Origin of the sequence: Streptomyces sp. NPDC007189 (assembly GCF_040703635.1) — a bacterium.
Lineage (GTDB): Bacteria > Actinomycetota > Actinomycetes > Streptomycetales > Streptomycetaceae > Streptomyces.
Genome location: NZ_JBEYEY010000008.1, coordinates 187,561 through 205,085, shown reverse-complemented (window position 1 = coordinate 205,085; position 17,525 = coordinate 187,561). Strand labels below are relative to the sequence as shown.

Here is a 17,525-nt window from a genome sequence, read left to right as displayed (position 1 = left end):
GTCTCCGTGTGAGGTTGTCAGGGCGCCGGCGCGGCAAGGTAATCGCCGTGCTCCAGGTCGTCGAGCAGCGTCGGGTGGGTGGGAGACCAGCCGAGCAGCTCCTGGGTGTGAGCGCTGGAGACGGGCCCGTCGAAGCCGTAGGCGGCGGCCATGAACGGGCTCACGAAGTGCGTGGCGGCCTCGGCGGGGGTCAGCGAGACGGTGGGCAGATCCAGGCCCCGGGCGATCGTCTCTGCGATGCTCTTGAGGGTGACCCCGCTCTCGGCTGCTCCGTGCAGCACGCTGCCTGCAGGGGCCTTCTCCAGTGCGAGGCGGAACAGGACCGCCGCGTCGAGCCGGTGGACGGCAGGCCACCGGTTGCTGCCGTCGCCGACGTAGGCCGAGACGCCGGTCTTCCGGGCGGTGGCGATGAGCATGGGGATGAAACCGTGGTCTTCGGGGCCGTGGACGGTCGGAGCGAGGCGGACCACGCTCGCGCGCACCGCACTGGCGGCGAAGCCCAGGCACGCTCGCTCTCCGGCGATGCGGAAGGCGGCGAGCCCGGCCGTGTCGGGCTCGTCCATCTCGGTGGTCTCCCGGCCGGCGGGCATCACCAGGGTGCCCGAGGTGATGACGAGCGGCTTGCCCGAGTGTGCCAACGGCCTGCCGAGCGTCTCGATCGCGTTCCGGTCGCGCCGCTTCATGTCGCCGAGGTCGGAGAAGTCGCCGCCGTAGGCCATGTGCAGGACGCCGTCGGCGGCTGCGGCACCGCGGCGCAGACTGTCGAGGTCGTCCAGGGAGCCGCGGTGTGGGGTGGCCCCCAGTGACTCCAGCCGGGCGGCGGCGGCATCCGAGCGCGCCAGACCGGTGACCGAGTGGCCGGCCGCGACGAGCTCGGCGACGACTGCCGGGCCGGTCTGGCCGGAACCACCGGTGACAAAGACATGCATGACGCCCCCCGTTTAAACGCCAGTGACTGGCACTACCTGGCGCGAGACTCTAGGTAGCGCCAGTCACTGGCGTCAAGTAGCGCCGGTGACTGACATTTCCGGTATCCTCGAGGCATGCCACGGAGCGGAGCAGAAGCGCGCCGCCGCCTTCAGCAGGCGGCCCTGGAGCTGTACCGGGAACGCGGGTTCGACCAGACCACCACGGCTGAGATCGCCGCCCGGGCCGGCGTCAACGAGCGCACGTTCTTCCGGCACTTCCCGGACAAGCGCGAGGTGCTCTTCGACGGCGAAGCCGACCTCCGTGCCGCGCTGATGCAGGAAGTCGCCGACGCCCCGGATGGCCTGCGACCGCTCGACGTACTGCTTGGCGCCTTCCGGAAAGCCGGACGGATCCTCGAGGAGAACCGCCCGTTCTCGGAACCGCGACTGAAGATCATCGCGGTGACACCAGCGCTCCGCGAACGGGACTTGGCCAAGGCCGCGTCGCTCACCGAAGCCGTAGCGGAGGCGCTGCGGCAGCGCGGAGTCCCCGACCGGCTGGCCGGCCTGGCTGCCCACACCGGCTGGGCCGCCTTCCACCAAGCGGCCCAAGCCTGGATCGACGACCCCTCACAGAGCTTGGACACGCATCTCCTGCAAGCCTTCGACGATCTGCGCGCCCTCTCCGCGACCGTCCCACCGGCACAGGCGCAGCCTGAAAGCCGATAAGCCCCGCGCACGGCCACCGATCATCACGAGCAAACCGCGGCGGCCCACTCCGGCGGTCCGAGCCCGACATCCGTGGGTCAATGGGCCGGCTCAGGGAGAAGCGTCGTGGAAGAGGTGTGTCGCATGTGCCACGGCACCACCGGCTCGGATCGCGGCGGCCACGAGTGCGGCTTCCGTGAGCTGGGCGTCATCGGCGCCGGCCTCCCGTGCCGCCTTGGTGTGCAGCTCGATGCAGTAGGGGCACTGCGTCGTCAGCGCCACGGCGACGGCCATCAGCTGCTTTTGCTGCGTGGTCAGGGCGCCGTCGGTGAACACGGCCTTGTCGAACGCCCAGAAGGCTTCCATGGCCTGCGGAGCGTTCCGGTCCAGGTCCTTGAGGTGGCGAAGGTTCTTCATGTCGAACATGGGGACATTCCCCTTTCCGGCGGACGTCGTCCGACAGCGACCGGCGCACTTCATTCTCCTCGGCCCGGTTCACCGCTGCGACAGGAAGCTGATCGGCTCGGGGTACACCGGGCACAGGAGGAAGCGACCCGGCACCGACTCGAGTGCGGCCTCGTTCAGGGGCAGTCGCGTTCGATGATGAGGTCGGCGATGTCGCTGATGTCGCCGGCGACGATGTCGGGCTGGGGACCGATGGGGCTGAGGACCGCGCCTGGGCGGCTCACGAATGCCGCCTTGCAGCCGGCGTGCAGGGCACCTGTGACGTCCCAGGCATGGGCGGCGACGAGGCGCACTTCCGCCGAGGGCACACCGAAGGCGGCGGCGACCGCGTGGTACGGCTCCGGGGCGGGCTTGAGGCTGCGGACGGCATGCGCCGACATCACCCGGTCGAACAGGTCCCGGATGCCGGCGTGGCGCAGTTGCCGTTCCGCCACCTCCTCGACGGAGTTCGTCAGGGCCACCAGGCGCAGGGGGGTGCCCGCGAGTCTGCGCAGGGCCGCCGGTACCTCGGGGTGCGGGGGCAGCGAGGCCATCAGGCCGACGGTTTCCTCGATCTGTTCCTCGGTCAGTGACACGCCCTCACGCTGCGCGAGCATGCGCAGGGCCGCCCGCTGGGCGGTGGTGAAGTCCACGTAGGCGCCGGTCAGACCGCCGACGAAGGACAGTTGGAGCATCTGGCCGAACCACTGCGGCCGCAGCTTCGCGGTACCGAAGAGGGCCTCGAAGGGCCCGTCCAGGATCTTGAGGTCCAGCAGCGTCTCGTTGACATCAAAGGCCAGAATCCGGGTCACGGGTGGTTCCGTTCCATGGTCGGTGGTGGGAGGCGGGGTACCGCGCGGGAGCGCGGGGGAGGGGGTCAGCTGGGGTCGGACACGCCCCATGTCAGGGAGATGGCCCGCCCGATTCCGCGGTCCGCGCCCGTCACCAGTGCGACTTTGCCGTTCAGGAACACCATCCGCTCCGATCGGAAAGAAGTTCGGCTCACGCGCCGTGCGCGCACGCCTCGGCACGGCTGTGCCCCCACCCCCTCATCTCTAGAGCGACCACTCTATTCTCACGCATTAGATTGTCAACTCTAAAAAAAGTCGCGCCCTCTGTTAGCGTGAGCGAGTGATGAGCAGCAGTACCGAGGAGTCCCGCAGTACCCAGGAGCGCCGTCTGACCGCCAAGGGGCGGGCCACTCGTGACCGCATCGTGGCGGCGGCGGCCAAGCTGATGTACGAGCGCGGCGTGGCGGGCACCAGCACGGAGGACATCCTCAAGGCCGCCCAGGTGACCAGCGCTTCGCAGCTCTACCACTACTTCGGCGACAAGCGGTCCCTCGTCCAGGCCGTCATCCGGCACCAGACCGAGCAGGTGCTCGGCTTCCAGCGGCCGCTGCTGAGCCGACTGGACAGTTTCGAGGCCCTGGAGGCCTGGCGTGATGCCGTCATCCAGGTGCAGCATGCCCGTGGCTGCCGGGGCGGCTGCCCCCTCGGTTCGCTGGCCGCCGAGCTCTCCGACCTCGATCCACAGGCCCGCGCCCAGCTCGTGGCGGCGTACGGCCAGTGGGAGAACGCCATCCGCGACGGGCTGCGCACCATGCAGGAGCGGGGCGAGCTGGACGGGGACGCCGACGCGGGCCGGCTCGCCCTCGCGCTGCTGACGGCGCTCCAGGGCGGCCTGCTCATGACCCAGACCCACCGCGACACCGCCGCCCTGGAGGCGGTGCTGGACGCGATGATCGACCGCATCCGCTGCCACGCGGTCGGCTAGCCGACGCGGTCGGCGCCTGCCGCGCCGTAGGAACGCCGGCGCACCAGTCCGGCCAGCCGGTGGTTGGTCTCGGCCACCGCGCGGGTGAGGTCCTGGTAGGGCTCGTCCCACGGGTCCTTCAGCCCGGAGCCGCGGTGCGGGTTCTCCAGCCGGCTGCACCAGTGCCGGCGCAGGCACCACGGCCGGGCGGCGAACGCCTCGGCCGCCGCCCGGGGTTCATGAGGATGGGGAACGGCGAACCGGTGGATGCCGCCTACGAGGACACCGCCGTCGACCTCTGCCTGACCGCACTGGCCCCCTGACGCCACGGCCGGCCCGGCTCGTCTTCAAGGCGAGCCGAGCATGAGGTGCTACTGATCGGACGCTACGCCGGCGGGGGCTGACCGGCTCGCCTCGGCGAGCTCGCGCAGGGCACGTGCGGAGGGCGAGCCAGGGTCCGCGGTGATCAGCACGACTTCCTGGTCGTCCTCGGGCACCAGCAGGACGTCGCAGTTCAGCCGGAGTCTGCCCGCCGTCGGGTGGTCGACGGTCTTGGTGCGGTGGCCGGGCGCGTGCACGGGTCGGGCCTGCCACAGCCGGCGGAACTCTTCGCTGCGTTCGTGCAGTTCGGCCAGCTGGGCGGCGAGCGCGCTGTCATGGGGATAGCGGTCGGCGGCGCGCCGTAGCCGTGCCACCAGGACGTGCCCGAACTCCTCGGCACCGGCCGGGTCGTACATCGGCCCCTCGCCGAGGAACCGGCGCCGCGCGAGGTTCGTCGTCCCGCGCCCCGGATCACCGCCGAGCAGCGCCTGTGCCAGCGGGTTCCACGCCACGACACCGTAGGCGGCGTCGGTGACGATCGCGGCGGTCTCCGGCAGCCGCTGGAGCATCCGGGCCACATGCGGGCGCACCTGTCGCACGGGTCCGGCGCCGGGCGGCGCGGCCGATCCCGCGAGACGGAAGAGGTGGTCGCGCTCGGCGGGCGTGAGCCGCAGGGCCCGCGCGAGCGAGTCCAGGATCCGGGCGGACGGCCGGGGCCCGCGGGCCTGCTCCAGCCGTACGTAGTAGTCGACCGACATGTGGGCCAGTTCCGCCAGCTCCTCTCGCCGCAGGCCCGGCGTGCGGCGAGGTGTGCCGGCCGGCAGCCCCACCGCGTGCGGACGCAGCGCCGCCCGACGCTCCCGCAGAAAGCGGGCCAGCTCCTGCCTCGGCATGAACGCCTCCTTAGGCGGCCGTCGTCCTCGGGTTCTCCTGGGACTGCCGTTGCCCGGGCCTGCTCTTCCTCGGGCTGCCTGGTACAGGTGATCCCTGGCACGGCCGTCGCGCCGCGAGGACCGTGGCTGTCATGAACGATCGCACAGCACTGGTCACCGGTGCCAACAAGGGAATCGGCCGGCACATCGCGGGCGGGTTGGTCGCGGAGGGCTTCACCGTGTACGTGGGGTCACGTGACGCCGCGCGGGGGCGGCAGGCCGTCGAGGAGATCGGCGGCGACGCGCGGCTCCTGGTGCTCGACGTCACCGACGCCGACAGTGTCGCGAAGGCCGCAGCGCGGGTGGACCGCCTGGACGTCCTGGTCAACAACGCGGGCATCAACCCGTCCCTCGCCCCGCCGACCGAGTCCCACGCCGAGGAGTTCCGCCGGGCGTACGAGACGAACGTCGTCGCCGTGGTGGAGGTGACCAACGCCTTCCTCCCGGCCCTGCGCCGCTCTGCGCACCCCCGCATCGTCAACATCTCCAGCGGCACGGCCTCCCTGACCTGGAGCACGCACCCCAACCCCCAGTTCCCGCCGGGCCGTCCGGGTTCCGCCGCGTACCGCTCCTCGAAGGCCGCCCTCAACGCCCTCACGCTCCTCTACGCCCAGACGCTCGCCGAGGAGGGCGTCAAGGTCAACGCCCTCGCCCCCGGCCGGCGCGCCACCGACCTGGTCCCCGGAGCGATGGCCACGGGCGGCGACCCGGCGGAGGCTGCGGCAGGCGCCGTACGCCTGGCCCTCCTCCCGGACGACGGGCCGACGGGCGCGTTCTTCTCGTGGGACGGGACCAAGGTGCCGTGGTGAGCGGCTCCCCTGTGAGCCACGCGGCCCGCTGGGTCCCTGGCAAGCGGTCTGCGGCCTGTTCGTTTCCGCGTGCCGTTCCTCTACGCTCAAGGAGGTCACCAACTACCGCATGACATCTGCCCGGTGACGGAGTCGGCGTGGGGTGCGCGTCCCCGCTCCACGCCACCACTGGACGGCTTCAGGCGCAGCCACGGGTCGGCACATCCGGACGCCGACGACCTCGTGCGGCGCGTCCCGCCGGGCGGCGAAAGGGATGCGCCGTGCCTTCGGCTTCGGCGAACTACCGGACTTTGCTGCGCACTTCGGGTGCCGCGGCCTTCTTCCTTCCCGCTGCCGTCGGGCGTCTGGGCATCGCCATGACGGGGATCGGCATCGTCTGGCTGGTGCACGCACGCACCGGGTCGTATGCCGCCGCGGGTCTCGTCACCGGCGGATTCGCTGTCGCGGACGCCGTCGCGGGGCCCCAACTGGGCCGTCTTGTCGACCGGTTCGGGCAGACGCGGGTGCTTCCCTGCGCGCTGGGCGCACATGCCGCCGCCGTGGTGCTGCTGCTCGCCGGCGCCGTTCCGGACCTGGTCGCAGGAGTGCTCGTCGGGGCAACGCTGCCCCAGCTCGGTGCCCTGTCGGCCGCTCGCTGGTCCGCCCTGCTGTCCGGCGAACGGGCTGCCGCACTGCCCACCGCCTTCGCACTGGAGGCCCTCGCCAACGGCGTGTCCTATTTGGCAGGACCGGCCCTGGTGGGCGTCCTCGGGGCAGCGGGCCGCCCGGGCGCCGGATTGCTGCTCGCCGCCGCCCTCGTCGTCGGTGGCGGGCTCGCCCTCGCCGCCCAGCGCCGCACCACGCCGTCCCTCACCGGCCGCACCGAGCACCGGCACGCCGGACGCGCCCTGCTTCACCCCGCATTCCTGCGGCAGGTCGCGCTCGGCCTCGCGCTCGGGGTGTTCTTCGGCGCGATGCAGGTGTCGGTCACCGCGTACGCCGTCGGCCGCGGCACGCCGGATGCGGCGGCGCCGCTCTACGCCGCCTCCAACTGCACCAACCTGTTCGGGAGTTGGGCATACGGAGCGTGGCGCCACGGCGGCTCACCCCGGCGCCACCAGGCCGCAGCCGCCGCCTGCCTGACCCTCGCGAGCCTCCCGCTGACCTTCCTCGACGCACCTCTCGCGGTCGGCGCCACCCTCGCCCTGACCGGACTCGTCGTGCCCGTCCTCCTGATCCTCGCCTCCGTCCTCACAGAGTCGTCGGTCCCGCGCGCCGTCCTCACCCAGGCCTTCACCTGGGGCAACTCCGCCAGTGCGGCAGGATCAGCGGGCGCCGCGGCGGTCGCGGGCCGGGTGGTGGACACGGCGGGCTCGCACGGTGGTTTCGGTGTCGCGGCGGGGGCCGCGGTGGCGATGACGGCTCTGGCGCTCGGCGGCCTGCGGGACTCACCACGGCACAGCGCCGATGGTTCCCTCCGGCGGTGACCGGTGGCTGTCTGGCCGCACTCCCGGCGGCCCCGATCCTCGCCCTCGGCACCGTCCTGGTCCGGACGGCATACGCGTCGTACCGGGCCCCGCCCAGGTCAGTGCGCCGCCGTCCCCCGGTAGTCGCGCACCACGTCGGCGTACGCCCGTGCGCTCGGCTTCGGGTGGCGCTGGAAGGTGGCGCGGTCGACCTCGTGGAGGCCGAGCTGGGCGCCGTATCCGAAGATCCACTCGAAGTTGTCCATGAGGGTCCAGTGGCAGTAGCCGAGGACGGGCGTGCCGGCGGCGATCTCGGCCGCCAACTCGCGTACCGCGGCGGGGATGAAGGCGGCGCGCTGGGTGTCGTTCGGCGGTCTGGATTCCGTGCTCGGTGACGAGGACCGGCACGCCCGCCACCTCGTGGGCGTAGCGCACCGCGCCGGCGAGGGAGGCGGGCGCGATGGCGGTGCCCATGCCGTTGAGTTCCCCGTCGGGCACCACTTCGCCGTCGGGGCCGTGGACGACGCGCTCGTAGTTCTGTACGCCGATGAAGTCGTCCTGGCGTGCCTCGCGCAGCCAGTGGTCGTACACGGCGGCGCGCGTGGCGTCCCGGTGCTTCTCGCCGCCGGGGAGTGCCACCTCGTCGGCGACGGCGATGGAGACGCCGACGGGCAGGTCGGCGCGGCGAGCCTTGATCGCCTCGCGGGCGGCGCGGTGGGCTCGGGTGAACGTCTCCTGGAAGTCGTCCTGCAGGGCGGCCGGGATGACGTTGGCGCTGGCGTAGGGCGGGGGCGGTGGGGGAGGGGGTCGCGGAGCTGCTGGCGTCCGCGGAGCTTCCGGCGTCCCCCGCGTCGTCGGAGTCGCAGGCGGCGGTGGTTGCGAGGGCCGTCACGGCTGCGGCGGCCAGGAGAAGACGGGCGGAACGGGCGGCGAGACGTGATGATCCGATGTGTGTCCGGGTTCTGCATGAGCAACTTCGGTTCCGCACAGCAGCGTTGGACAGGAGATCGGCGCGCCTAGGGTGCTCTGCGTTGCCTGTCAGGGCTGAACGTTCTCCAAGTCCTCAAGCAGGCTGGAGTGGGTCGGCTGCCATCCCAGGGCCTCGCGGGTGTGGGCGCTGGAGGCCGGCTGGTCCATGGCGAAGATCGGGCCGAACGGGCCGAAGTCTTCCTGCGGAACCTGCTGGACCGGCAGGCCCAGTCGCCGGCCGATGACTGTGGCGATGTCCCGCACCGCGTCGCCCTCGTCGGCGACGGCGTGCCAGGACGTCCCGGCCGGTGCCGACTCAAGGGCCAGGCGGAACAGGACCGCCGCGTCGAGCGCGTGCACGGCCGGCCAGCGCTGGGTGCCGTCGCCCGGGTAGCCGGCCACCCCGGTGCGGCGCGCCGCATCGACCAACAGGCCGGCGAATCCGCCCCGGCCCTCGTTGTGGACCGTGCGCGGCATGCGGACAGCCGTGCTGCGCACGCCGCGTGAGGCGAGGTCCAGCAGTGCTGTGACCGAACGGCCCCGGCCGCCCACCGGTCCGTCGGTCGGCAGCGGATCGGCCTCGGTGGAGGCGCGCCCCGGCACCCACGGCGTACCCGAGACCGTGACGAGCGGGCGGTCGCTTCCGACGAGTTCCTGCCCCAGCGCGGCGAGAGCGGCGCTCTCCTCGGTGATGGCCCGCGCGAGCGTGTCCGGACTGCTGTAGTCGCGTCCGAATGCCAGGCTGATCACGCCCTCGGCCTGTGCGGCGCCGGACCGCAGGACGTCGAGGTCCGCCAGCTCTCCCCGCAGCACCTTGGCGCCGGCGCTTTCGAGGGCCTGCGCGGAGCCGTCCGAGCGAGCCAGCGCCAGGACGGTGTGGCCGTTGCCGAGCAGTTCGGCGACGACGGCGGAGCCGATGGTGCCGGTACCGCCGGTGACGAAGACATGCATGAGCGCTCCCTGAAGTGATGGGACTGTTGTCCCATCACTGACCATACACGGTGATGGGACAACAGTCCCATCACCTATTCTGGTCTCATGGCTAGATGGCAACCGGGGGCAGCCCAGCGACTCGTCGTTGCGGCCGTCGACCTGTTCACCGAGCAGGGGTACGACGCCACCACGGTGGCGCAGATCGCCGAGCGCGCCGGCGTCACCAAGAGCACCTTCTTCCGGCACTTCTCCGACAAGCGCGAGGTGCTGGTCGCCGGTCAGGAGACGCTCAGCAGGCTGCTCGCCGACGGCATCGCCGAGGCGCCCGCGAGCGCCGGCCCGCTTCAGGCGGTGGCGGCCGGTCTCGAGCGCGCATCGAGCGCCATGGGGCCGGCGAACCGTGAACTCGGCCCCCGCCTCGAAGCGGCCGTGGCGGCCAGCGCCGAACTTCAGGAACGCGACGCCCTCAAGAGCGTCGGTCTCGCGGCCGCCATGACAGCCGCGCTCATCGCCCGCGGTGTCCCTGAGCCGACCGCACACCTCGCGGGCGAACTGGGCGTCCTCGCGTTCAAGCGCGGTTACGCCCGCTGGTGCGCGAGCGACCGTGATGACACGGAAGGGCTCGCACCTCATGCCCTGGCAGCCCTGGAGGAGCTGCGCGCGGCAGCGGCGTCACTGGACTGACCGATGCCACTGGGGAAGCGCCTTCGCTGTGCAACGGGAGCCCCCGTGCTGGTGCGAGACACAGAGTTCACCGTCGACCTCGGCGAAGGCACGTAAGGCGCTGGCGCTTGCGCCGACGCTCGGCCCCAGCCGCGGCCGACGTACCAGACCGCCCCTCAGCGATAGCGTGCCCGGCCCACCGCCGCGGCCACCGTCAGGGGCACGGTCAGGAGCGCCGCCAGCCAGAACAGGGGCCGGTAGTCGTGCGCCTGAGCGGTGGAGGCCGCCAGCCCGCTGGCCACGGCGCTGCCCACGTACAGGGCGACGCCGAACATGGCCACGCCCGTTGCGCGGGCCGTCGGGGACAGCGCGGTCGCCCACGACTGGATCGTGGAGTGCATGAAGGACCAGCCACCCCCGAGGAGCAGGGCGACCACGACGAGCGCCCCGGTGGACTGGCTGTACCCGGCGAGCAGGTACGCCGCAGCCATCTGCACCCCGCCCGCCACGATCAGGCCCACCGGAGACCACTGCCCGACGAGCCGCTTGACCACCTGCGCCGCCGCCATGGAACCGACCCCGTACAAGGCCGCGACCGCACCGGCCAGGGTGGTGGGAACTCCGCGCGCCTCCAGGGCCGGGGCCAGATAGGTCAGGAAGCCGAGGAGCACCGCACCCTCCAGCATCGCCACCGCCATGACGTACCACTGCCAGGGCGAGGACAGGACCACGCGGAAGGGCGCCAGCAGTGATCCGGAGGCGGCCCGCTCCGGCTCGGGCAGGCGGCGCAGGGCCACCGCCAGGTAGGCGGCGAGGGCGCCGGGCAGCGCGAACACCAGCCGCCACGTGAGGTAGTGCGCCAGCGCCCCGGCGACGACCGTGGCCACGGCGGTGCCGAGTGCGAACGCGGTCATCAGCTCGCTGAGGGGGCGCTGCCGGATGGCGGCGGGCACCGTGTCGCCCACGTACGTCAAGGACGCGGCGATGGAGGCGGCGAAGAACGCGCCGGCCAGGGCGCGGGCCCCGATCAGCACGGGGGCGTTCGGAGCGAGGGCCGAGGCCAGGGCGGCCAGTGCCGCGCCGGTGAGCGACACCCGCATCACCCACACGCGGCCCCATCGGTCGCTGGCCACCCCCCACACCGGCTGCATCAGCCCGTAGGTGAGGTAGTAGCCGCTCGCGGCCAGCACCACGGTGGGGAGCGGGGCCCCGAGCCGGGGGCCGATGAGAACCAGCATGGGCGCGATGCAGAAGCGGTCGAAGTTGCTGACGAATCCGGCGGTGCGCAACAGCCGCAAGGCGGACGCGGGCAAGGTCGCCACCGGTACCGACGCGGTGGTGGTCACGGGGTGGACGCTCCCTTCCGAGAGGGTTCGACGAGAACGGGTGACAGAGACGACCGACCCTGGGCGGATCCGGTCCGCCACCCAGTCCAGCACCGGGCCCCTCGGGGCGGAGACCGCTGGCTATTACCATCACTCACAGCCTGCCGGTTCGGCATCGCGCCTGGTGACGGCAGCATCACAAGAGGGCGCCCGCGGCCGGGCGGACGCCCGCCACGCGGAGGAGAGGCACCATGACGCGCGGCAGGCTGTCGCCCCTGGACACCTGCGCACGGCCCACCGCGGCCCAGGGCGGCGCGCAGTTCGGTCTCCGCGCGCCGTACGTCGGCCAACCACGGTGCCAGCCGGCCGAGTTGGACGTGCGCCCGGGCCTCGCCGTGCACCACGGTTCCGGGCCGGCCACGGCCGGCCGCCGGCACGGTGGCCGGTGAGCACCGCACCCACACCGCCGGGCGAGTCCCCCCGCCGCGAACTGGGGGCCTTCCTGCGGTCCCGCCGGGAACGGCTGACGCCGAAGGACGTGGGCCTGCCGTACGCCCCGGGCCGCCGGACACCGGGGCTGCGGCGGGCCGAGGTCGCGGAACTCGCCGGTATCAGCCTGTCCTGGTACACCTGGCTGGAGCAGGGCCGGGTGCGCACCTCGGAGCAGGTGCTGCGCGCGGTGTCGAGGGTGCTGCGGCTGGACGCCGCGGAGACCGCGCACGTGCTGTCGTTCGTGGAGGAGAGCAGGCCGCCCGCCGACGCCCCCACCTGGGTGTCACGCAACCTGCTCACGCTCGTGCAGGCCATGACACCGCACCCCGCCGTGGTGCTCGACCCGCACTGGGACCTGCTGGCCTGGAACGCCGGGTACGCCGCGCTGCTGACGGATCCGGCACGGCTGCACCCCAAGCAGCGCAACCTCCTCTGGCTGGTGTTCCGCTGGCCGCCGGCCCGCACCCTGCTCGCCGACTGGGAACACGAGGCCCGCGCCCTGCTCGGCCAGTTCCGGTCCCGGGCGGCTCGCCGGCCGAACGACCCGCGGTTCGCCGAACTCATCGGCGAGCTGCTGTCCGACGACGACGCGGCCCGCTGGTACGAGCGCCGGGAGACAGCCGGATTCCAGCCCTCGGTACGCCGTTTCCGGCACCCGGCCGTCGGCGAACTGCGCCTGCGCTACGTGAAGCTGGCCGCCGTGGACGAGCCCGGTCACCACTTCCTCGCCTACCTGCCCGACGACCGGGACTCCGAGGACGCCCTGCGCCGCATGCAGGCAGGCGAATGAGCCCCGCGGGCCCGGTCGTACGGGGACCCGGACCCGCGGGGCTCACCTCGGCGTGCCGGCGGCGCCTGAAGCACGCAGGGGAGACGTGCCCTTCGGCGCCCGGTGAGCGGGGGCGCTCACCGCGCGGCCGGTCAGCCGGTCAGTACGGCCTTCAGGACGGCGCCCGCCGCCACGTCGGCCAGGGCCTCGGCGTGGTTGTCCAACGGGTAGACCGCCACCATGCTCTCCAGGTCGAAGCGCGCGGCGAGGGCGGGCAGCAGCCGCACGTACTCGACCAGATGCGCGCCGGTGAAGGCCCACGAGCCGGTCACGTCGAGCTGCCGGTACACGATCTGGTGCGGATTGAGCTTGGTGTCACCGGCGTCGGTGTACTGGCCGATGACCAGGTAGGACCCGCCCCTGCGGGCCAGCGTCAGGCCCTGGGCCACCGCGTCGGGAACCCCGGCGCACTCGATGACGAGGTCGGCGCCGTCCGGACCGGCCGCGGCCCGTGCCTCGCGCAGCACCGCCTCGGGGTCCGATGCGCCCACGATGTCCAGGTGCAGGTCGCCGATGCCGGCCGCGGCCGCCGCGGCCAGTCGCCCTTCGGGACCGCCGACGATGATCACGCGTGCCGCTCCGGCGAGCTGGGCGAAGGCCGCCGCGGCCAGCCCGACCGGGCCGCTGCCCTGGACGATCACCGTTTCTCCCAGTCGCACGGGCCGCCGCTCGTACAAGGCGTGCACGACCGTGGGACCGGCGCAGGCCAGGGCCATCGCCGCGGTGGCGGACACGCCCGGCGCCGCCCGCACCACGGTGGTGCCCGGCTGGAGGACGATGTGGTCCGCCCACGAACCCGAGAGAGCCACGCCGTCGGTCAGGGCGCGGTTGACTCCGTAGGTGCGCCGGTTCTGGCACAGGGTGGGCTCGCGGTGCAGCCGGCACGGCGGACACAGGCCGCAGGCGATGGAGGACGCCCACATCACAGGGTCCCCCACCGACAGCGGCTCGCCCAGGGCGTCCCGGCCGCCGCCCGCGCCGAGTTCGAGGACGCAGCCGTACCCCTCGTGGCCGAGGACCAGCGGTGTCGGTATGGGCAGATGGCCCTGCTGCAGGTGCAGGTCCGTCCCGCAGATCCCGCCGTACAGGCGGTCGAGGACCATCCCCTCGGCGGGCGCCGGCGGCACGGGGAACTCGCGTAGCACGGGCGGTGCGCCGAACTCCTCCAGCACCACGGCCCGTCCGGTGCGTCCGGTCACGAGGTCACCATCCCCAGGGCGTCGGAGAAACGGTGCTCCAGCGGCTGCAGGGGCGCGGTGTCGCGGCACACCACGTAGTCGGGCCGCGGTTCGCCCTGCGGGCGGGGCGGGTTGGAGCAGGCGTTGTACGTGGCGATGAGCAGCCGGCGGGCCCACGGCGACATGTTGGGCGCGGAGCCGTGCACGATCTCGGGCGAGAAGAACACCACGGAACCGGCAGGGCCCTTAGGGCTGGTCATGCCGTGCCGATCCACGAGCGCGGCGAGCTGCTCCGGGTTCAGGGAGATGTCGTCGGGGTCGAGGTGCTGCGCCGACTTCGCGTCGGCCTTGCGCTCCCGGTGCACCAGCCCGGCGCGGTGGGAACCGGGCAGGAAGATGACGGGCCCGTTGAACTCGGTCACGTCGTCGAGGAAGACCCCGATGTTCACCTGGAGCGGGGCGGGCAGGCCGTCGGCGATCCGCCAGGCCAGGTAGTCCTGGTGCCAGGCCCACTTGTCGCCGCCGAACGCCGGCTTGGCGTTGATCTTGAACTGGTAGACGTAGACGTCCTGCGGGAGCAACTGGCGGACCGCCGGAAGGATCCGTGGATCGCGGACCAGGCCGGCGTACTCCGGCTGCCGGCGGTGCGAGGCGTAGACGGCGCGCACCTGGCTGCCGCCGTCCTCGGTGACGAGGTGCGGGCCGGGCACGTCGCCGTCACGTCGGAAGGCGTCGGTCAACTGCCGTACCTCGTCGCGGCCGAGAAGCGATTCCACGAGCAGGAATCCGTTGGCGCGGTACTCGTCCACCTGCTGCTGGGTCAAACGCATAGCTGTTCCTTGTTCCTTCGTCCGAGGGGCTTGTGGGGGGCTCAGCCCATGAAATGGCCGCCGTCGACCACGAGTTGCTGCCCGGTGACATACCGGCTGTGGTCGCTGACGAGGTATTCCAGGGCGTCGGCGATGTCCTCCGGCGTGCCGGTGCGGCCTTGGGGAATGGCGGCCAGCACCTCCTGGAGTCGTCGCGGGTCCTCGAGGCCGTAGCGTTCGACGACCTCGCGGGTGTCGGTGAAACCGGGCAACAGGGCGTTGACCCGGACGTGGGGAGCGAGTTCGAGCGCCAGGCACTTGGTGAGCTGCAGCAGGCCGGCTTTGGCCGCGCAGTAGTTCGCGCCCGAGACGCGCGGTCTGATGGCCGTGGTGGCCGCGATGTTGACGATCGTGCCGCGCCGGGCCTTCACCATGGCCGGGGCCAGCGCGCGGGTGAGGTGGAACGGGCCGGACAGGTTGGTGGCCAGCACCTCGTCCCAGTCCTCTTCGGTCATGGACAGGAAGGGCCGGTCCCGGTTGACGCCGGCGTTGTTCACCAGCACGGCGGGCGGTCCGTACCGGTGGAGGATGCGGGCCGCGGCCGCGCGGACCTCGCCGGGGCGGGACAGATCGGCGCGCAGGGCGACGAGATCGCCACGGCCGGCCTGCTCGGCCTCGGCAGCCGCCTTGCCGTCGCCCCGGTACAGGGCGATCACCCGGTGTCCCAGGGTGATGAGACGCCGGCTGAAGGCCGCGCCGATGCCCCGCGTGCCGCCGGTCACCACGGCGAGCGGCCTGGACTGTGCCACGGCTGTCACACCGGGGTCCCCTCCGCCGGTACGTCGCCGCGCAGCAGCCCGAATCCGGCGGGTACGTCGGCCGGGTCGTCGCCGCGCTGCACGATGCGGTTGTCTTCGTCGACGAAGACGACGCTCGGGAGGAACGAACGCGCCTGGGCGTCGGCCATGTCCGCGTAGGAGATGATGATCACCAGGTCACCGGGGCTGATCAGCCGGGCGGCGGCGCCGTTGATGCCGATGACACCCGAACCGGCGGGGCCCTCGATGACGTACGTGGACAGCCGGTTGCCGTTGTCGATGTCCACGATGTCGACCTTCTCGCCGGGCAGCAGATCGGCGGCCGCCATCAGCTCCGCGTCGATGGTCAGGGACCCCACGTAGTGCAGGTCCGCCTGGGTCACGGTGGCCCGGTGGATCTTGGATTTCATCATGGTGCGCTGCATCAGCGTGTCGCTTTCTCGTAGGTGTTGACGGGGGAGGGGGACCCTGTGGCGCGGTCAGGTCTCGGCCGGCCAGGCGGCGAACCGGCGCCGGCCGTACAGCAGGGGAGCGGGGGCCGCGGTCCGTACCTCGCTGCGCAGGACGTCACCGACGACGATGGTGTGGTCACCGCACGGGTGCAGGGCGGCGACCCGGCACTCCGCGACCGCGTGCGCGTCGTCGGCGAGCACCGGCAGCCCGGTGGCCGGCCCCGGTCGCCAGGACACCTCCCCGAACCGGTCCGCGGTGCGGCTGGTGAACACCTCCGCCGCGCCGCGGCCGGCCGCGTGCAGCAGGTTGACGACGAACGCGCCGCGCTCGGTGAGCACCGGCAGCGTGCGGCCGGTGTGGGCCGCGCACACCAGCAGCCGGGGCGGGTCCAGCGACACCGAGCACAACGCCGTGCAGGTGAAGCCGTACGGCACCCCCTGCTCGTCGGCGGTGGTGATCACGGCCACCCCGCCGGGATGGGAGGCCATCAGCGCGCGGAAGGCGGCCGCGGCCACGGCGGTCTCGTCCGCCACCGGCGTCACCATGCGAAGGCCCGGGCGTCGTAGAGATTGACCCCGACGGCGGCCTTGCCGAGGTACTCCAGGCAGTCGTGCGGCTTGGCCGGCATCACGGAGGCGAAGGAGGCCTCCCTGATCAGCCGCTCCAAGGGCTGGGACCGGCTGACCGCGGCAGAGCCGCACACCCGTGTCGCGTCCTGCGCCAACTGCGGCCCGACCTCGCCGACCAGGTACTTGGCCGCGTGGACCAGGGCGTTGGCTTTCAGGCTGCCGCGCTCGCGGTCCACGGCGGCACCGGCCTCGTGGACGAGTGCCCGGGCGGCCCGCAAGCGCGCCGACATCCGGCCCAGTTCCTGCTGGACCACGGGCGACTCGGCGCGGGACGGCGCCGCCGTCACACAGCGGACGGTGTAGTCGAAGATGGCCTCGGCGATGCCGAGGTAGGCGCCGGTGTAGCCCGCCACCATCCAGTGCGGCTCGCGCACCACCTTGAACAGCGACATGCCCTCAACGCCGAGATACAGCCGGGAGCGCGGGAGGACGACGTCGGTGAGAGTCATCGGCGCGGTGCTCGTCCCGTACATCGCGGACAGGTTGTGCACCTGCCCGAAGCCGACGCCCGGGTCGTCGGCGGCGACGACGAAGTGGGAGATCTCCGCCGTGTCCTCGGGGCCCTCGGCCGCGGCGGCCACCACGTAGTAGTCGGCGACGCCGGCCAGCGAGACGAACGACTTCGCCCCGTTGAGGACGTAGTGCTCGCCGTCGTCCGTGAGCCGGTACCGGGTGGTCATGCCGCACAGCCGGGCGCCGCGGCCGGTCTCGGAGGTGGCGGACGCGAACAGCTTCCGGCCGTGCACCACCTCGTGCTGCATCCAGGTGCGGAACTTCTCGGCGGCGGACGGCAGCGGGGTGCCGGCCGAGTCGGCGAGCGCGCCCAGCACCACGTGGTGCATGTTGAACCCGACGGCGGCGGCGCCGTTGTAGGACCCCAGCGTGGCCAGCAGCTTCCAGTACTCGCCGAAGCTCAGGCCCAGGCCGCCGGCGTCCCGTGGGACCAGGGCGCCGAGCAGGCCCGACTCGCGCAGGACGGCGTAGGGGCGGTCCAGGCCGACGCGCCCGGCGTCGACGTCGGCGGCCAGCGGCGCCAGGGCCTCGCCGGTCTCCGCGGCCCGCTTGAGGACGTCGTCCGGATGGATCGGTGTCATCGTTCTCCTCG

21 protein-coding genes are annotated in these 17,525 nt (G+C 72.5%); 7 read left to right on the top strand and 14 right to left on the bottom strand.

Annotated features, from left to right (window positions below):
- Nucleotides 1–17 precede the first annotated feature (17 nt).
- Nucleotides 18–929 (bottom strand): SDR family oxidoreductase, encoded by a 912-nt coding sequence (locus AB0950_RS18940; RefSeq protein ID WP_360158573.1) that lies wholly within the window; start codon nucleotides 927–929, stop codon nucleotides 18–20.
- Between the two features lie 114 nt (nucleotides 930–1,043).
- Here AB0950_RS18940 and AB0950_RS18935 point away from each other — a divergent pair, with 114 nt between their 5' ends.
- Nucleotides 1,044–1,637, top strand: a complete 594-nt coding sequence (locus tag AB0950_RS18935) for a TetR family transcriptional regulator (RefSeq protein WP_360158570.1) — start codon at nucleotides 1,044–1,046, stop codon at nucleotides 1,635–1,637.
- 90 nt (nucleotides 1,638–1,727) lie between these two features.
- Here the strand turns inward: AB0950_RS18935 and AB0950_RS18930 are convergent, their stop codons facing one another.
- Both AB0950_RS18930 and AB0950_RS18925 read right to left on the bottom strand, forming a co-directional pair.
- The gene (locus AB0950_RS18930; RefSeq protein ID WP_360572107.1) at nucleotides 1,728–2,042 is read right to left on the bottom strand and encodes a carboxymuconolactone decarboxylase family protein; all 315 of its coding nucleotides are present in this window, start codon (nucleotides 2,040–2,042) and stop codon (nucleotides 1,728–1,730) included.
- Nucleotides 2,043–2,197: 155 nt separating this feature from the next.
- Nucleotides 2,198–2,872, bottom strand: a complete 675-nt coding sequence (locus tag AB0950_RS18925; RefSeq protein WP_360158564.1) for a haloacid dehalogenase type II — start codon at nucleotides 2,870–2,872, stop codon at nucleotides 2,198–2,200.
- 322 nt (nucleotides 2,873–3,194) lie between these two features.
- Here AB0950_RS18925 and AB0950_RS18920 point away from each other — a divergent pair, with 322 nt between their 5' ends.
- Nucleotides 3,195–3,836, top strand: a complete 642-nt coding sequence (locus AB0950_RS18920; protein WP_366778999.1) for a TetR/AcrR family transcriptional regulator — start codon at nucleotides 3,195–3,197, stop codon at nucleotides 3,834–3,836.
- Here the strand turns inward: AB0950_RS18920 and AB0950_RS18915 are convergent.
- Both AB0950_RS18915 and AB0950_RS18910 read right to left on the bottom strand, forming a co-directional pair.
- Entirely contained in the window at nucleotides 3,833–4,144 is a 312-nt protein-coding gene (locus tag AB0950_RS18915; protein ID WP_360158558.1) for a hypothetical protein, read from the bottom strand. The genes AB0950_RS18920 and AB0950_RS18915 overlap by 4 nt on opposite strands.
- 42 nt (nucleotides 4,145–4,186) lie before the next feature.
- Nucleotides 4,187–5,029 carry a helix-turn-helix transcriptional regulator gene (locus tag AB0950_RS18910; RefSeq protein WP_366778997.1) on the bottom strand — a complete coding sequence of 281 codons (843 nt, stop codon included), beginning with the start codon at nucleotides 5,027–5,029 and terminating at the stop codon, nucleotides 4,187–4,189.
- Between the two features lie 131 nt (nucleotides 5,030–5,160).
- On the opposite strand from AB0950_RS18910, the gene AB0950_RS18905 reads away from it, so the two are divergent.
- Nucleotides 5,161–5,877, top strand: coding sequence for an SDR family oxidoreductase (locus AB0950_RS18905; protein WP_360572101.1), 717 nt, complete (start codon nucleotides 5,161–5,163; stop codon nucleotides 5,875–5,877).
- Between the two features lie 260 nt (nucleotides 5,878–6,137).
- The gene (locus tag AB0950_RS18900; RefSeq protein ID WP_366778996.1) at nucleotides 6,138–7,343 is read left to right on the top strand and encodes an MFS transporter; all 1,206 of its coding nucleotides are present in this window, start codon (nucleotides 6,138–6,140) and stop codon (nucleotides 7,341–7,343) included.
- A 98-nt stretch (nucleotides 7,344–7,441) separates the two neighbouring features.
- Here AB0950_RS18900 and AB0950_RS18895 read toward each other — a convergent pair whose 3' ends face one another.
- Together AB0950_RS18895 and AB0950_RS18890 are read right to left on the bottom strand one after the other, a co-directional pair.
- A complete protein-coding gene (locus AB0950_RS18895; protein ID WP_366778995.1) occupies nucleotides 7,442–8,290 on the bottom strand; it encodes a family 1 glycosylhydrolase in 849 nt (282 codons plus the stop codon).
- A gap of 70 nt (nucleotides 8,291–8,360) precedes the next feature.
- Nucleotides 8,361–9,242, bottom strand: a complete 882-nt coding sequence (locus AB0950_RS18890; RefSeq protein WP_360572095.1) for an SDR family oxidoreductase — start codon at nucleotides 9,240–9,242, stop codon at nucleotides 8,361–8,363.
- An 87-nt stretch (nucleotides 9,243–9,329) separates the two neighbouring features.
- On the opposite strand from AB0950_RS18890, the gene AB0950_RS18885 reads away from it, so the two are divergent.
- The gene (locus AB0950_RS18885; RefSeq protein ID WP_360158540.1) at nucleotides 9,330–9,908 is read left to right on the top strand and encodes a helix-turn-helix domain-containing protein; all 579 of its coding nucleotides are present in this window, start codon (nucleotides 9,330–9,332) and stop codon (nucleotides 9,906–9,908) included.
- A 155-nt stretch (nucleotides 9,909–10,063) separates the two neighbouring features.
- On the opposite strand, the gene AB0950_RS18880 is transcribed toward AB0950_RS18885, so the two are convergent.
- A complete protein-coding gene (locus tag AB0950_RS18880) occupies nucleotides 10,064–11,233 on the bottom strand; it encodes an MFS transporter (protein ID WP_360158537.1) in 1,170 nt (389 codons plus the stop codon).
- A gap of 230 nt (nucleotides 11,234–11,463) precedes the next feature.
- Here AB0950_RS18880 and AB0950_RS18875 point away from each other — a divergent pair, with 230 nt between their 5' ends.
- Both AB0950_RS18875 and AB0950_RS18870 read left to right on the top strand, forming a co-directional pair.
- Nucleotides 11,464–11,661: a hypothetical protein gene (locus AB0950_RS18875; RefSeq protein WP_360158534.1), complete on the top strand. Its 198-nt coding sequence runs from the start codon at nucleotides 11,464–11,466 to the stop codon at nucleotides 11,659–11,661.
- Nucleotides 11,658–12,494, top strand: a complete 837-nt coding sequence (locus AB0950_RS18870; RefSeq protein ID WP_360572090.1) for a helix-turn-helix transcriptional regulator — start codon at nucleotides 11,658–11,660, stop codon at nucleotides 12,492–12,494. The genes AB0950_RS18875 and AB0950_RS18870 overlap by 4 nt, the downstream gene beginning before the upstream one ends.
- 131 nt (nucleotides 12,495–12,625) lie before the next feature.
- Here AB0950_RS18870 and AB0950_RS18865 read toward each other — a convergent pair whose 3' ends face one another.
- Genes AB0950_RS18865 through AB0950_RS18840 form a run of 6 tightly spaced genes read right to left on the bottom strand, consistent with a single transcriptional unit; the run spans nucleotide 12,626 to nucleotide 17,514 of the window.
- Nucleotides 12,626–13,732 carry a zinc-binding dehydrogenase gene (locus tag AB0950_RS18865; RefSeq protein WP_366778994.1) on the bottom strand — a complete coding sequence of 369 codons (1,107 nt, stop codon included), beginning with the start codon at nucleotides 13,730–13,732 and terminating at the stop codon, nucleotides 12,626–12,628.
- The gene (locus tag AB0950_RS18860) at nucleotides 13,729–14,541 is read right to left on the bottom strand and encodes a phytanoyl-CoA dioxygenase family protein (RefSeq protein ID WP_360158525.1); all 813 of its coding nucleotides are present in this window, start codon (nucleotides 14,539–14,541) and stop codon (nucleotides 13,729–13,731) included. Before AB0950_RS18860 ends, AB0950_RS18865 begins: the two co-directional genes overlap by 4 nt.
- A gap of 41 nt (nucleotides 14,542–14,582) precedes the next feature.
- Nucleotides 14,583–15,329: a glucose 1-dehydrogenase gene (locus AB0950_RS18855; protein ID WP_360158522.1), complete on the bottom strand. Its 747-nt coding sequence runs from the start codon at nucleotides 15,327–15,329 to the stop codon at nucleotides 14,583–14,585.
- 5 nt (nucleotides 15,330–15,334) lie between these two features.
- Complete coding sequence (gene panD, locus AB0950_RS18850) at nucleotides 15,335–15,763, bottom strand: aspartate 1-decarboxylase (protein ID WP_360158519.1); 429 nt, start codon at nucleotides 15,761–15,763, stop codon at nucleotides 15,335–15,337.
- Between the two features lie 54 nt (nucleotides 15,764–15,817).
- On the bottom strand, nucleotides 15,818–16,324 hold the full coding sequence (locus AB0950_RS18845) for a flavin reductase family protein (protein WP_360158516.1): 507 nt from the start codon (nucleotides 16,322–16,324) through the stop codon (nucleotides 15,818–15,820).
- A 5-nt stretch (nucleotides 16,325–16,329) separates the two neighbouring features.
- Nucleotides 16,330–17,514, bottom strand: a complete 1,185-nt coding sequence (locus tag AB0950_RS18840) for an acyl-CoA dehydrogenase family protein (protein ID WP_366778993.1) — start codon at nucleotides 17,512–17,514, stop codon at nucleotides 16,330–16,332.
- Nucleotides 17,515–17,525 lie beyond the last annotated feature (11 nt).

Bases quoted from the DNA above. Each gene is read 5' to 3' on its own strand.
- AB0950_RS18840 (WP_366778993.1), bottom strand. From the start codon at position 17,514: ATGACACCGATCCATCCGGACGACGTCCTCAAGCGGGCCGCGGAGACC.
- AB0950_RS18895 (WP_366778995.1), bottom strand. From the start codon at position 8,290: ATGCAGAACCCGGACACACATCGGATCATCACGTCTCGCCGCCCGTTC.
- AB0950_RS18940 (WP_360158573.1), bottom strand. From the start codon at position 929: ATGCATGTCTTTGTCACCGGTGGTTCCGGCCAGACCGGCCCGGCAGTC.
- AB0950_RS18910 (WP_366778997.1), bottom strand. From the start codon at position 5,029: ATGCCGAGGCAGGAGCTGGCCCGCTTTCTGCGGGAGCGTCGGGCGGCG.
- AB0950_RS18860 (WP_360158525.1), bottom strand. From the start codon at position 14,541: ATGCGTTTGACCCAGCAGCAGGTGGACGAGTACCGCGCCAACGGATTC.
- AB0950_RS18935 (WP_360158570.1), top strand. From the start codon at position 1,044: ATGCCACGGAGCGGAGCAGAAGCGCGCCGCCGCCTTCAGCAGGCGGCC.
- AB0950_RS18905 (WP_360572101.1), top strand. From the start codon at position 5,161: ATGAACGATCGCACAGCACTGGTCACCGGTGCCAACAAGGGAATCGGC.
- panD (WP_360158519.1), bottom strand. From the start codon at position 15,763: ATGCAGCGCACCATGATGAAATCCAAGATCCACCGGGCCACCGTGACC.
- AB0950_RS18930 (WP_360572107.1), bottom strand. From the start codon at position 2,042: ATGTTCGACATGAAGAACCTTCGCCACCTCAAGGACCTGGACCGGAAC.
- AB0950_RS18920 (WP_366778999.1), top strand. From the start codon at position 3,195: ATGAGCAGCAGTACCGAGGAGTCCCGCAGTACCCAGGAGCGCCGTCTG.
- AB0950_RS18890 (WP_360572095.1), bottom strand. From the start codon at position 9,242: ATGCATGTCTTCGTCACCGGCGGTACCGGCACCATCGGCTCCGCCGTC.
- AB0950_RS18885 (WP_360158540.1), top strand. From the start codon at position 9,330: ATGGCTAGATGGCAACCGGGGGCAGCCCAGCGACTCGTCGTTGCGGCC.
- AB0950_RS18875 (WP_360158534.1), top strand. From the start codon at position 11,464: ATGACGCGCGGCAGGCTGTCGCCCCTGGACACCTGCGCACGGCCCACC.